Below are 13,329 nucleotides of genomic sequence, written 5' to 3'. Positions count from 1 at the left end.
GCCAAAGTTAGTGTACAAGTGTTGACTGAATTTTATCAGACTCCTAAGTTAGTGCACAGATGTACACAAAGAGGTGCACAACAAAAAGCACAAAGGAGTACAACCTCATGACAACAGAATTGAATCGCAAAGAATCCGGGCTACTACCCATCATAGGTATGGCATGGACTTACACATGGCTGTACAAACTGGGCGGTTATTTTTGGAACCGCTCTGGCCAACTTCAGGATTACGTGAATTTCCTGCTGTGCGAAGCCGACCCACTTTGGGATCAACAACGCATGGCCGCTCAAATTGTTAAGAAAGAACATCCAACCGCCAACTCCACAACGCTGTGGTTAAAGCCACCTGCAAAGTGGCAAGGCTTTAAACCAGGCCAGTACGTTCAGCTGGAATGTGAAATTGATGGCAGTCGTGTTCAGCGCTGCTATTCACTGTCCAACAGCCCAGAAAGCTTTGAGCAAACAGGTTTGATCAGCATCACCGTGAAAGCCATCACCGACGGGAAGGTGTCCAATTACGTGAAAGATCACTTAAGCGAGTCCGATCTGGTCTACCTTTCCCATGCTCAAGGTATCTTCAGCTATCAACTGTCTGACAGCACTAGCAATAAAGAACGCTCGCAAGACATCCAAGAAGAGCCAAGCCACTACCTGTTCCTGGCAGGCGGCAGCGGTATCACACCGATCAAGTCGATGATCGAACAGCTGATCGTAGACCGCACATTTAATCAGCCAAAGATTACTTTGGTGTATACCGCACAAAACGAAAGCGACGCCATTTATCTGGAACGTCTTCGTCAACTTGCAGAATACCAAGCGGATTTTGATCTTCATTTCCATGCCAGCGATGACCACGGCTATCTAACGGCCAAGCAACTTCGCCAATGGATCAACGAACCAAGCACGACGGACGCCTTTATTTGCGGCCCCAGTGCGTTCATGGACAGCATGCAAACAGGCCTCAGAAAGCAGGGCATTGCCGAAGATCACATCAAACTCGAACGCTTTGGTGCAGCCAAACCCGCCATCAAAAGCACTAAGGGGAAAATCACCACTTACTTTGAGCCGACGGAACAAACACTGGTCAACAAAGGTGAACAGTCGTTACTGGAAATGGCGGAAGAAGCGGGATTAAACCCTAAATACGGATGCCGAGCGGGTATTTGTCACGAATGTAAATGCAAACGTCCAGCAGGCGAACTACTCGACGCCCAAACCGGCGAAGCCATTCCACACGACCAATCGCATATTCAACCTTGTGTTACCTATGCCACCAGCGATTTGGTTGTTAGTCAGTGGAACTAAGCAAAGAGAGAGGAAAGAATTATGAACAGCATTGTTAATACTCAGTTAGCAGAACAAGAATCATCATCCAGCAAAAATTTAGAACCATCTAAAAAAGAATTGGCAACGACGACCAAATTCAACCATTGGATGACGGATGAACAACTGGAAGAATTCGGTAACGAACTCACCGCCTTGCGCGAAGAGACTCTAAAAGAAGTAGGTCAGGAAGACGCGGATTACATTCGCGGTATTATCCGTAAACAGCGCATGTGCGAAATTTCAGGTCGCGCGCTGATTCATTTCAGTATCAACCCGATTACCTGGTTAGCCGGCGTTGGTTTGTTGTCAGTCTCTAAGATCATGGAAAACATGGAGATCGGACACAACGTCATGCACGGTCAGTATGACTGGATGAACGATCCGAAATTAAACTCCCAAACCTATGAATGGGATACCGTGTGTGACTCTGATTCCTGGCGTAAAACCCACAACTACGAGCATCACACCTATACCAACATTCTCGGTAAAGACCGCGACTATGGTTACGCAGTACTTCGCTTAAGTGATGACACGCCATGGAAACCAAGACACCTGTTCCAGTTCATCAACTACGGGCTGTTAAGCGTGTTTTTCCAATGGGGCGTAGGTTTGCATGAGCTGGAATCGGAGCGCATCCGTCGGGGTGAAATTAAAGTCAAAGACAAAGTCCCGTTCTTGAAACGCATCAGTAAAAAAGCGTCTCGTCAGGTGTTGAAAGACTACATCTTGTTCCCATTACTGGCCGGCCCGTTCGCCTTGAAAGTGTTAGCAGGCAACGCACTGGCGAATCTAGGGCGTAACCTGTGGGCATCCACCATCATTTTCTGTGGTCACTTCACTCAAGATGCGCATACCTTCACGCAGGAAGAGTGTGAAAATGAATCCAAGGGCGCTTGGTATTTACGTCAAATGCTGGGTTCGAGTAACTTCACTGGTGGCCGCTGGTTACACATCATGAGCGGTCACCTCAGTTATCAAATCGAACATCACCTGTTCCCGGACGTACCAGCGCACAGATACCCAAAGATGTCGCTTAAAGTCAAAGAGATCTGTGATAAGTATGGGGTACCCTACAACACGAACAGCTTCGGTAAACAGTATCTCAGTGTTTTGAAACGTATTCTTCAGTATTCACTGCCGGATAAGAAAAAGCCGCAGGACAATAACGACAATTCAGCTGGCCAACTGCTACCGGGTTAACCTCAACATTTGCTCACAAGAAAGCAATGTAAGCAGACAACACTATTGGGAGGCCCCCATGAACAAGCTCATCAACCGGATTGAGATCGCCAAAGATTTCGCGCAAACCATGATCGATCAAACCATCACCACGGTTCAAAGCGCACACAACACCATTGCAAATACCAGCTATGAAATCGCTAAGCTGACGCCTGCAAATCCCATTTTGATGGAGGATCTAAAACAGCGTCATGATGAAGTATCCGGTCAGGTCTACCAAACCATCCGTTCAGTGAACGCACAGCTTGGAGGCTTGGCCTCTGAGCTGTTTGGCAACATCGAAGACAGCAAAACCGCAGATCAGGCGATGAACAAAACCACTATGACCGAGAATAAGGAATAGTCCATGTCCGAATTGGCTAATGAATTACTCGAGCTGCACGTTCAGCATGAAATGGCCACTCTGACGCCGGATAATTTTCTTGCCTGGCTGAGTGATGAAACCACACCGGTGTTGGACGCCCTGTCTCATATTCCATTGAATCAGCTGCTGAGCGAAGAACAGCTTAATCAAATCATTCATGATCAGGTCGTTTCTCATCCGATTCCAGGCGCCATTGCCGAAATTGCCGGTGATGCCGCGACGTTTTTGTTTAAATCTGACCCGCATCTGGACAGCCGCCTGAAAGACATCATGACCGCCAAGCAATTTCAAGGCTTTGTGTCTAAGATTCTGGAACTGGAAACTCAACGCCATCAAATCATTCATCAAATCATCGATTTGCCAGTCTATCGTTCATTGATTTCGAATGTGGTCTACAAAGCGATCACTCGTTATCTCTACGAAGACAACATGCTCAGCAAGCACGTACCGGGTGTCTCCTCGATGTTAAAGATGAGTCGCAACGTAATGAATAAAGCGGCACCGAAAATCAGTGGCGCGATGGAAGAAAGCGTTAAAACTTATATCAGCAACAACCTCAGCCTGTTTCAACAGGAAAGCAAAACCTACCTGATGGAATCCTTGAGCAGCGAGGATTTAGAGTCGTCCATTATGGATTTCTGGGACGAAGTGGAAGACAAAACCCTGCGTGAACTTCAGGAAGGCATGGACAGCATCGACCTATCCGAGTTTGTGGTCTTAGGCTATGAATTTTGGCTGGAGTTTCGTGAATCCGATTACTTCGCACATTGCTATCAATCGGTGGTGCACTTCCTCTATCAACGCTACGGTGACGAACCACTAGCAACCTTGTTTGAGGATTTGGAAATCACAGAAGAAACCGTGATCGAGCGAGCTCAACGTTTAGCACCGCAACTGCTAACAACCTTGAGCAACTCTGGTTTGTTAGAAGCCGTGATACGCCGACGTTTGGCGTCGTTCTATGAATCCGATGTGTTTAAACACCAACTGTCTGCATAAGCTGATGGATGTCAGGAGAACATACTCCTGACCTTCTCATTTTAGAAAAAGCAACACCTAACACCACTGACTATGGGTGATCTTCAGGTTAAGGCTAACCCTGAACCTTAGCTTTTAATAACGCTTGAACGTCCGCCAAGGTCTCCTGATACGAGGCCTTATTGCTTTTGGCGATCAAGGCTTTCAGGGTCGTTTCTGCTTTACTGTATTCACGGGACATCACCCAAACATCAGCTAACATCTTCAGGTGCTCATTGGCATCACTGACGACTTTATCTTTCAGCGCTTTTTCTAAAATGCGCCCGGCTTGATGATACTTTCCTTGATGAACCATCAAACGCAACATCCACAGATGATCTTGTTCTGTGGATAAGTACCCCGCAACATAGGCAGAGTGCAACGTGGAGAGCGCCTGAGTGTAACTGTCTAAAGATAGTTTTGAGTTTTCCTTGGCATTCAACGCAGCCTGCTGATACATACTTGCCAGTTGACGCCAGTAATTCATGTTTGGGAAATGCGTTACCAAAAGTTGAAGCTGTTGAACTGATTGCAAATGCAATGACCACCAAGGCTTGGATTTAGGTTTCGTTTCTGTCAGCGCGTTGAACTGACTTAACAGACCCGCCAACCTCATCCGATACCAGGATTCAGGCGCCACTGGCTCGGCATGAAGGGCCAATGCTTGATCAATGGCCACCACCACCTCCGGCCATTGTTCCAGTTGGTTATGAGCCTGCGCCAACATCATGTAATCTTTATCGATGATTTTTTCATTCAGGATGGGGTCTTTCAGCTTGCCTTCCGTTTTCAGCTGTTCCTGCGCCTGAGACAGGTTTTTCATCCACTGTTCGATGTGCCCTATGGCCGTCTTCCAAGCCTCGTTTTGCATGGCTAGTTGGCCTAGTGCCTGCTCAATCTGTAAGAGGTTTTTGAGCGGTAACCGGTTGAGCTCATGGACTTTTTTGTAATCCTGATAGGCGGCCTTATAGTTCTCATCCAACAAACTGAGACTGGCCGAGTACTGATAGACCAACGAAGCTTCATAGTCGTTAGGGGAATGATCAAGAAACTCATCAATCAATGTACGAACTGCTTTCTTATCCACCTCTGGCACTAAGGTAGAACCTTCCGGCGCTTCTGGCGATAAGCCTTTTTGAATCTCGACAATGCGCTTATACATCGCCGGTCGCATGCTGTTCTTAGCCTGCACTTCAACAGCCGTTAACGCACTGAACGCCAGGATCAACAGCAAGACCAAGGATCGAATCATTGATTGAGACTGAATCATAAACTGAAACATCGCTATTATTTATCCAGATTGAATTCAAACCGCTGACGGGTTTTGTAGGCAATTGCCTGACCACCACGCATCAGAGGATGATAGCGCCAACGAGCCACCGACTTACGAACTGTACGCTCGAACACGCCTTGAGGTTGAGATTCAACGAATACCAGACTAGAAGTATCTACCTGGCCCTGTTCATTAACTTTAAACTCAACCACCACATAGCCTTCAACCTTTCGTTGTAAGGCGCGTCTTGGGTATTGCGGATTAATACGCTTCTTGGGTACCTGTCCCATTTCCAGCTGAACGGTATTGGCCAGATCGGTTGGCGGTGCAATGGTCGGTAATGACGGCGGCGCCACCTGGAAATTCATCGTTGCATCCAGACTGACATCCGGAATATCAAGCTGCGGTAAATCGATGTTTGGCATCGGAGAACTGACTGCGGGTTCTACCGATTGTGGCTGCGGAATTTCTTCCGGCGGTGGTGGTAATTCCCGCTCACGCAACTGAACATCAGAATCAAAACGCATTCTCAACATGTTCAGATCCAGCGTTTGTTCTGCTTTTGCCAGATAACGAGTACCCGGATTCGCCAATTGCGCCATAAACATAAACAACGCAACCACGACTAACAGGGCCGGAGGAAAAAACCAAACCGCCTTCACTAGTTGTTCGCCTTATCTGCACTGACGGCCATTTGATCGATACCCGCCAATTTAATTTGATCCATCACCTTGATCAGCACGCCGGTTTTGGCATCCTCATCCGCCTGTAGCAATACGGCTAAATCCGGCTGCTCTACCTTCATTCGCTCCAGTTTAGGACGCACCATACGAATATCCGTTTGCTGACCATCCAGCCAAACCAAACCTTCTGCGGTTACCGCAACGCGAATACCAGTGCTTTCCTGTTCTTCAGCGGTTGAGGCCGACGGACGATTGATTTCCACCCCGGACTCTTTCACAAAAGTAGTAGAGACAATAAAGAAGATCAGCATGATGAATACGATATCCAACATAGGCGTCATATCGATGTCTGAATCATTCTGATCAAGTGTTAGATTTACACGACTTCTCATGTTTGTTTCTCTCTTAACTACGCCACACCTGTTGGGGTACGAACGTTAGTTGTTAATCCGATCCAAAGCGGTTAATTGCAATTGACTCCAGCGTTGCAACCAGGTGTAAATCAATAAACCTGATACCGCTAACACCATCCCAGCCATCGTAGGAATGGTCGCTCTGGCCACCCCGGCCGACATTAAACGGCTGTTGCCGGTGCCATGAAACGCCAGCACGTCAAACACCTGAATCATCCCCGTCACAGTCCCCAGCAAGCCAATCAGCGGGCATATCGCAACCAGGGTCTTAATCAGCCCTAAAGAACTTTGCAGATCCCGTTGTAATCGACCCACCTGAGTAATTAACTCACTCTGGGACGCACCGCCGCGCTTGCTGTTGAGACATTGACGTTTTGAACGAGGGAATTCCCGGAAGCGGAACCAAGCGCGTTCAAGCAAAAGGCTCCACATCACCAAGGCCGTCCATGCCAGTAAAAACAGCACCCAACCACCGGATTTAAAAAACTGCTCTAAGGCATCAAGCCAAAAACCAGGGTCTAACCACATATGAATGTCCAGCCCTAGCTGCGTTCAACTTCTGCCACGGCATTAGATGCTGGGGCCTTTGCCGGTTGTTGCTTATCCATCACTTTGGACAAATCCTGAGTCACTGTGGTTTTAGACTCCATAAATTCTGCCAATGTAGCAAACGCAACTTGTTGAAGTAGCTGTACCAAACGCTTCACCCGCGCCGAGATCAAGCTGTGACAGAACAACAATGGAATCGCTACACATAAGCCCAATACCGTCGTCATCAACGCTTGGGAAATGCCTCCCGCCATCAGCTTCGGATCACTGGTTCCAAACACCGTAATACTCTGGAAAGTACCAATCATCCCGGTCACAGTTCCCAACAGACCAAGCAGTGGCGCAACGGCAGCCAAGAGCTTTAGGAAGGTCAGCCCCACCTCTAAACGCGGCACTTCTTTTAACAGCGCTTCATCCACTCGAATTTCAGTACTGGTCGTGTCTTTTTCATCCAAAGAGGCATTGCGAACCGCGCTCACTACGCGACCCAAGGAATTGCGATCGGACAATGTATCCAACGATTTAAACTGACTCTTCACTTTCAACTCAGCGATCAGCACAGCGGCCATTCGCCAAAGCGCAACAAGAATCCCCAACGCACCCAAAGAAATAATGATGTAACCAATGATACCCGCTTGATCGATGCGCTCTTTAACGGTTGGCGTACGACCGATCAGCTCTAACAAGTTGCCACGGCTTGGGTCAACCAGTAGTTGCTCACCCTGACCGTCGAAGAAAGCTTTAGCCTGGGATACAGAGGACAAGGCTGGCTGACGAGCGAACACTTCCAATTGCTGACTGTTAGCGTCGTATTTCAGGAAACGGCCTTGTTCATCAATGGCCACAAACGGACCAACACGCAATACCTGAGAGGCTTGATAAATACCGTTTGGCTGCGCAACTTGCTGTTCAAAGGTCGTCACTTCGGACGTTGCGGTCATTTCCTGAAGCAACAAATACCAAAGCCCTTGAAGATCAGAGAGCGTTGGAATGCTTTTTTGATCCGCAAAACCAATGCTGTTTAAGCGTTCAGGAAACTGACTGGTGACCAACGAATCCTGTAAGACACCGCTTAAGTCCTGAGCTTGTTGTTTCACCACACCAAACACTTCACCCAACTGACCACTGCGCTGAGTCAACAATTCCGATTGTTCACGCAGTGCCTGTTCATTCTCGTCGTATTGATTCTTTAGTTGCTCCTGACGCGTTTCAGCATTGGCCAGTCTCTGCTTGGCTTGTTTCAATAACGCAGCTTGGCGCTTATGATCCGCTAAGAAAGTATTCAGACGTTGCTGATCCACCGAACGGTCTTGCGAAATACTGCCCTGCACTTGCTTCAGCAGGTCATCGAGTGACCCCGTTTCAGCTGCAACAGTGTGTGTACCAAAACTCAAAATAAGAAAGGCTGATAAAATCCAACGGGACAATGACATCTTATTTGCCTCCTGCAGTGCGTTGAATTGGCAATTCAAGTAGTTCAGGCACCGCTTGTTTCAGCGCTAACTGAATGCCCTTTTGAACCGACCAGTTTTGCGAGCTGTCCAACACGTTCCAGGTTTTGTTCAGCGCATCCCACTGACCAGATTGCTGACCATCGGACGTTTGATAATACAAACCAACACGGCCCAGGCGCAGGAACGTCACATCCCGATCCGGCTGACCGTCAATGGCCAATACACCACTGTAGGCTTCCAACGTACGACCATACTCCACTTCAATCTGATAAGCTTCCAACACCTGACGATACTTTTCGGCAACGCTGACATCGGCACGAGCCAATAACTCAGTCAGACGAGCTAAACGCTCAGAACGTTCGTCGTCAAGGAAAGGCAAATCACGCGCTACAAACTGCGTTAGCGTCGACAACATATCGCTAAGTAAAGGAAGCGCCGCTTGTTCAGTTTCTTTCAAAGACAACAACTGGCGTTCCAAATCAAGCAGCTCGCTCTGTTGTGATCCAATTAAGGTTTCCAACTGCTGGTTATAGCGCTCAATTTGTTCTGCTCGCTGAACTGTCTGCAGATACTCGTAATAGTCTTGTCTCGTCTGTTCATCTAACGCATCAATACGCGCTTGCACCTTGGACGACTTTTGATAGCTTTTGGATAAGGCACCATGAAGCTGATCAACACCCACCGAATTTTGTTTTGGTTGCTCACTGGCAGCGCCATTCAATGGCACAAGCCCCAAAGACATAGCAAATGCAACAGCCGCGATTAATTTCTGCTTAGATAGCACAGTTATCACCTAAGTATTTGTAAATGAATCTCATTATATTTTATTAACCTGCTCAAACAAGCGGTTGCATGATACTGAAAACACAAAAGAATATAAATAGTAATCATTCTCATCTTAATAAGATTTCATTACTTTCTGACTAAATACCCAACTTTATTGGATTCTTCTCAGCTTTATTGCCCCCCGTAATGGCCACATCATCGCAATATCACTGAACACTTGGTCATACACCATTGGTAACGAGTGCTAACAGGCAATAAAAATACAGTGATGTATGCTACGTGAAGATACGTCTGAACAGATGCGCTAACTCAAATAAATCTTTATTCGTATCAATCAAAAATAATTGCTCAAAAAAAAGCCCGATCAGGAACTCCAGATCGGACTTTTCATTTTTATTGGATAGCTTGGTTTTGTGAACCACTGAATAGATACCCTAATCTCTTGCCGGAATTTTCCAACCTCGTTGAACAGCAGGCCGCTGTGCAAATCGATCAATATACGCAACCAAATTTGGGAAACGATTGAGCTCAGTTAACTCCTCTGCTTCATAAAAACCTGACAAGGTTTGTAACCAGGGAACGATGGCAATATCTGCAATGGAAAACTCCCCAGCCACCCATGCTTGTCCATCCAACTGCCCTTCCAATACGTTAAGTAATCGCTTTACCTCCTGAACATAACGGTTTTTAGGTCTTGGATCTTCTATGCTCTTACCCCCGTAGACATGGAAATACCCAAGCTGTCCAAACATGGGCCCGATCCCCCCCATTTGAAACATTAACCACTGAATTACTTTTGCTTTTTCAACTGAATTAGATCCCAGTAACTTACCCGCTTTCTCAGCTAGATAGATAAGAATGGCGCCGCTCTCAAACAAACTGATGGGTTTACCTTCCGGGCCGCAGGGATCAATAATGGCAGGAATTTTGTTGTTTGGATTTAGCGAAAGAAAGGCTTCACTTTTCACATCTTCGTCTGCCAGTGAGACTAAATGTGGCTCATAGGCCAATCCTAACTCTTCTAATGCAATCGACACCTTTACCCCATTCGGAGTTGGGTACGAAAACAACTGAATTTTGTCAGGCGACGACGCAGGCCAACGGTCAAAAATTGGATACTCTGTGAGTTCTGGATAATCTCGCTGCGACATGCTTTCACCTATCAATCATAAAATGTGACGTTGAACATAGTTTGGTAAGTGGCCCATATTTCCATAAAGTTCGAAAATAATTCAGAGCTTGGGTATCACAACTTTAATGACGTGAAGGAAAGAGTCTTAAAAAAACCAGAAACCTTGATAGATTCCCTTCCAATAAGAAATCACTCAACAAGTCCGCTCAAATATTGATCTACATCAGAACTCCGAAAAACCGCATTTATAGAATGGTCTTAGATTAAAAAATTCAATGAGGGGAAAACCATGGATACATTCTTTGACTTGTTCGCAAACTTAACCGGACTGCTCAGCCTGTTCGTTATCGTGTTCACTACTGGTATGGGCATTTATTGTGGTCACATGTTCATTTCAAAAATGAAGAAAGAAGGCGAGGAATACGATAAGACGCATCCGAAATCATAATTCAGCTCCTTCTGAATCATAAAAAGCGGTAGCAGCCAACGGAGCTTCTACCGTCATGTATTTTTCTACGCTCGACCATTATCCGTTGGTGTTATTCGACACCATCACTCGTAGAAAAATCACCTTCAACACTTGTCCATTGCACTACACTCAAAAAAGCGAATGAGTGTTTCCTCCTGGTCGCTTACAATGCCAACGTTTACGCCTTATCTGGCGCAATTGATCAACACCATCTTCTGACATAAAAGGTTTCCCCGTATGAGCGACGAACAATCCCTGGATGCAAGTGAACTCGACTGCGAAAGTCGCTATGACTTCTTTCTTAGCATGGTCGGTGAAGAACGAGAAATTTGGATTTTGATTAATAACGATAATCAATTTTTGAAAATCTTCTCTGAAGAGGAAGACTTCGAATATCTCCCGGTATGGCCCACCTCAGAAACCGCAAAAGATTACGCCGATGCCAATGGTGAAGCATTAACACCAAAAAGCATTGCTCTGCCTGAGTTTTTGAATCGCTGGATTTCCGGGCTTCAAAACGACGGTTTGGAAGTGGGGGTTTTCCCTGCTTCCGATAAATCCGTCTGGGTTATTGAGCCGTCTGAACTAAAAAGTGACATTCAGGATGAACTTTCGGACGCTTGGTAATATAAGGGGCTTATCCAAAATGCCTCAAGCATCTCCATTAGATGCCATTAACACACTAGAAATTTGTTTTATTCTGTAAATCTGGCCGTTCAGGCAGCTATTTAACACCCTTGGTCTATGGATTCAGGGTTACAAGTCTGTTATCTTGCTGCTGGCCTAACAAACTGATTTTAGAGGAAATTATGCACAAGGAATATAAAGTAATTACTGTTATGGAAGGTGGTCTAGGTGCAATCTTTTTAGGTGCTTCTAGTATCCCGGTTCAAAAAATGGAAGCCGCATTAAACAAAGAAGTTGCAGACGGTTGGCAAGTAGTGTTCCAGATCGTTGAGCAAAAGCGTTTGCTTCTATTCTGGAAGCGTGAAGCAGTGATCATCACACTGGGTCGATAATCATTTGCCTAAGGCTCACTCATGCTAAAAAAAGACATTCTTGAAGAACAGCAAGAACAACTGAGACGGCAGGTTCGTGAACTGTCAGACAGTCAACGCGCAAGCTACTATCGACTGTCTGAAAAAGCCATCAAAGACCCGGATACCTACGCAACCTTAAACTACATATTCATTGCCGGCTTGCACCATTTCTACCTTGGAAAATGGGGCTTAGGCTTGATGAATATTCTCGTTTTTTGGGGCGGTATCGCGCTGCTTTGGTATGGTTTTATCGAAGTCGGTGTTGCGCTCTTGATTGGAATTTCTGTTTTTGAACTGTATGAGCTGTTCCGTTCCCAAGCCATTGTGTTAGATCACAACAACAAGGCCGGGCAACGGGTGCTGAAGGACGTGTTATCTCGAAGCGATAGCTAAGTTTTCATCCTTCAGTCAAAAACGTCGCATTACGCGACGTTTTTTATTTCTCTTATTACCGACCTAGAGCGCGTTCTCTAGCCATTAAATTCTGCACTGGCTTTTTCAAACTTCTCAATACGATCATCACTGGATGGATGGCTCGACCAGTACTTGGAATGCTCTTCTTCCGATTCCCCGTGCGCTTCTTTAAGCTTCTCCATCATAGTTGCAAAGTGTATCGGATCAATATCCATCAGCCGCATGTGATCCAAGGAAAACTGATCCGCTTCCTCTTCAAAACGACGAGAGTAGCCTGAATTCAACAATAAGGCCGGTGTCGCCAACAACAAGGCATTCACACTGGTAATATCACCGGTAAACACCACAACGGCCAATACAAGTGCCGACGTTTGAATTAAAGATTGCGTACCATGACGAAGCTCCACGTGGGCGATTTCATGAAGAAGCACCGAGCGAATTTCATGATCATTTTCCGCCAGCTTAACCAACTCATCGGTGAGTACGATATCTCCCGACGGCATGGCAAATGCGTTTGCACCAAGCATCTTCGAAGACCGTAAGTGCAATCGAAAATCGTACATACCACCTTCATCCGGCACCAACTCATTAAACAACGATTGCAGCTCATCTTGACGCTCTTTGCTCAAGGTCGATTCTTCAAAGTAGTCTTCATCAAACCCTTCAAAGGCCGCCTTACCTTGGTGCACTAACGTTTCAGGAGAAACCAACATCGCCGTCTCATAAGACACCTTCGGAATTCCATAGCGAATCCCCGCCCAGCTCAGTAACAATACCAAGACCAAGATCGCTAAACGAAGCATCAAAGAAGGCTCGATACTGAACGCTTTGGACTGAGCAGGAAATTGAGCAACCAAACGATCCACTTGATCGTTGTCCTCAGTCTCAAATAACACACCACCAGGAAAGGTAATGAAGCGGGTCGAATCTTTGATTCGAGGTGAGATTTCCAACTGTCTGAAATCTATTTTTCGTTGGGTTGTTGGCACAGAGACCATTCCCTGATCATCCACCGACAAAGCCATTTCTCGCTTTGAGGCCGTTTTAACATCCAAATACAATCCGTTGATAATATCCATAGCCGTCTCTGACTCTCATATTCAATCCCGTCATGATAATACAAAACACGCATGAATATTCATCTAAACCAGAGACGAATGTTAAGGAA

16 protein-coding genes are annotated in these 13,329 nt (G+C 46.2%); 8 read left to right on the top strand and 8 right to left on the bottom strand.

Features of this window, described 5'->3' with window-relative positions; translation table 11 throughout:
- Positions 1-107 precede the first annotated feature (107 nt).
- From ACFOEK_RS17680 to ACFOEK_RS17665, 4 genes are read left to right on the top strand one after another with little or no spacing between them, the layout of a single operon-like run.
- On the top strand, positions 108-1,307 hold the full coding sequence (locus ACFOEK_RS17680) for a flavin reductase family protein (protein ID WP_386722799.1): 1,200 nt from the start codon (positions 108-110) through the stop codon (positions 1,305-1,307).
- Between the two features lie 21 nt (positions 1,308-1,328).
- The gene (locus ACFOEK_RS17675) at positions 1,329-2,528 is read left to right on the top strand and encodes a fatty acid desaturase family protein (RefSeq protein ID WP_386722798.1); all 1,200 of its coding nucleotides are present in this window, start codon (positions 1,329-1,331) and stop codon (positions 2,526-2,528) included.
- Between the two features lie 58 nt (positions 2,529-2,586).
- Positions 2,587-2,910 (top strand): hypothetical protein, encoded by a 324-nt coding sequence (locus tag ACFOEK_RS17670; protein WP_386722797.1) that lies wholly within the window; start codon positions 2,587-2,589, stop codon positions 2,908-2,910.
- A 3-nt stretch (positions 2,911-2,913) separates the two neighbouring features.
- Positions 2,914-3,930: a hypothetical protein gene (locus ACFOEK_RS17665; RefSeq protein WP_386722796.1), complete on the top strand. Its 1,017-nt coding sequence runs from the start codon at positions 2,914-2,916 to the stop codon at positions 3,928-3,930.
- Positions 3,931-4,024: 94 nt separating this feature from the next.
- On the opposite strand, the gene ACFOEK_RS17660 is transcribed toward ACFOEK_RS17665, so the two are convergent.
- The 7 genes from ACFOEK_RS17660 to ACFOEK_RS17630 all read right to left on the bottom strand — a co-directional run bounded on the left by ACFOEK_RS17660 (position 4,025) and on the right by ACFOEK_RS17630 (position 10,257).
- The gene (locus ACFOEK_RS17660; RefSeq protein WP_386722795.1) at positions 4,025-5,218 is read right to left on the bottom strand and encodes a hypothetical protein; all 1,194 of its coding nucleotides are present in this window, start codon (positions 5,216-5,218) and stop codon (positions 4,025-4,027) included.
- 17 nt (positions 5,219-5,235) lie between these two features.
- Positions 5,236-5,883, bottom strand: a complete 648-nt coding sequence (locus tag ACFOEK_RS17655) for an energy transducer TonB (protein WP_386722794.1) — start codon at positions 5,881-5,883, stop codon at positions 5,236-5,238.
- Positions 5,883-6,296, bottom strand: a complete 414-nt coding sequence (locus tag ACFOEK_RS17650) for an ExbD/TolR family protein (protein ID WP_386722793.1) — start codon at positions 6,294-6,296, stop codon at positions 5,883-5,885. Before ACFOEK_RS17650 ends, ACFOEK_RS17655 begins: the two co-directional genes overlap by 1 nt.
- Positions 6,297-6,341: 45 nt before the next feature.
- On the bottom strand, positions 6,342-6,845 hold the full coding sequence (locus ACFOEK_RS17645; RefSeq protein ID WP_386722792.1) for a MotA/TolQ/ExbB proton channel family protein: 504 nt from the start codon (positions 6,843-6,845) through the stop codon (positions 6,342-6,344).
- Positions 6,846-6,859: 14 nt separating this feature from the next.
- Positions 6,860-8,299, bottom strand: coding sequence for a MotA/TolQ/ExbB proton channel family protein (locus ACFOEK_RS17640; RefSeq protein WP_386722791.1), 1,440 nt, complete (start codon positions 8,297-8,299; stop codon positions 6,860-6,862).
- 1 nt (position 8,300) lies between these two features.
- The gene (locus tag ACFOEK_RS17635; RefSeq protein WP_386722790.1) at positions 8,301-9,104 is read right to left on the bottom strand and encodes a DUF3450 domain-containing protein; all 804 of its coding nucleotides are present in this window, start codon (positions 9,102-9,104) and stop codon (positions 8,301-8,303) included.
- Positions 9,105-9,540: 436 nt separating this feature from the next.
- Positions 9,541-10,257 carry a glutathione S-transferase family protein gene (locus tag ACFOEK_RS17630; RefSeq protein ID WP_386722789.1) on the bottom strand — a complete coding sequence of 239 codons (717 nt, stop codon included), beginning with the start codon at positions 10,255-10,257 and terminating at the stop codon, positions 9,541-9,543.
- 270 nt (positions 10,258-10,527) lie between these two features.
- Between ACFOEK_RS17630 and ACFOEK_RS17625 the strand changes: the two genes are divergently transcribed.
- The 4 genes from ACFOEK_RS17625 (at position 10,528) to ACFOEK_RS17610 (ending at position 12,140) form a co-directional block, all read left to right on the top strand.
- Positions 10,528-10,686 (top strand): DUF3149 domain-containing protein, encoded by a 159-nt coding sequence (locus ACFOEK_RS17625; RefSeq protein ID WP_386722788.1) that lies wholly within the window; start codon positions 10,528-10,530, stop codon positions 10,684-10,686.
- Positions 10,687-10,944: 258 nt separating this feature from the next.
- On the top strand, positions 10,945-11,334 hold the full coding sequence (locus ACFOEK_RS17620; RefSeq protein WP_386722787.1) for a DUF2750 domain-containing protein: 390 nt from the start codon (positions 10,945-10,947) through the stop codon (positions 11,332-11,334).
- A gap of 182 nt (positions 11,335-11,516) precedes the next feature.
- Entirely contained in the window at positions 11,517-11,726 is a 210-nt protein-coding gene (locus ACFOEK_RS17615; protein ID WP_386722786.1) for a DUF4177 domain-containing protein, read from the top strand.
- A 21-nt stretch (positions 11,727-11,747) separates the two neighbouring features.
- On the top strand, positions 11,748-12,140 hold the full coding sequence (locus ACFOEK_RS17610; protein ID WP_386722785.1) for a hypothetical protein: 393 nt from the start codon (positions 11,748-11,750) through the stop codon (positions 12,138-12,140).
- Positions 12,141-12,217: 77 nt separating this feature from the next.
- On the opposite strand, the gene ACFOEK_RS17605 is transcribed toward ACFOEK_RS17610, so the two are convergent.
- Entirely contained in the window at positions 12,218-13,240 is a 1,023-nt protein-coding gene (locus tag ACFOEK_RS17605) for a M48 family metallopeptidase (protein ID WP_386722784.1), read from the bottom strand.
- Positions 13,241-13,329 lie beyond the last annotated feature (89 nt).

The sequence above is a fragment of the Litoribrevibacter euphylliae genome (assembly GCF_042646085.1).
GTDB classification, from domain to species: domain Bacteria; phylum Pseudomonadota; class Gammaproteobacteria; order Pseudomonadales; family Litoribrevibacteraceae; genus Litoribrevibacter; species Litoribrevibacter euphylliae.
Note: the sequence above shows the minus strand (reverse complement) of the source record. Positions and strands in the feature narration are given on the sequence as shown.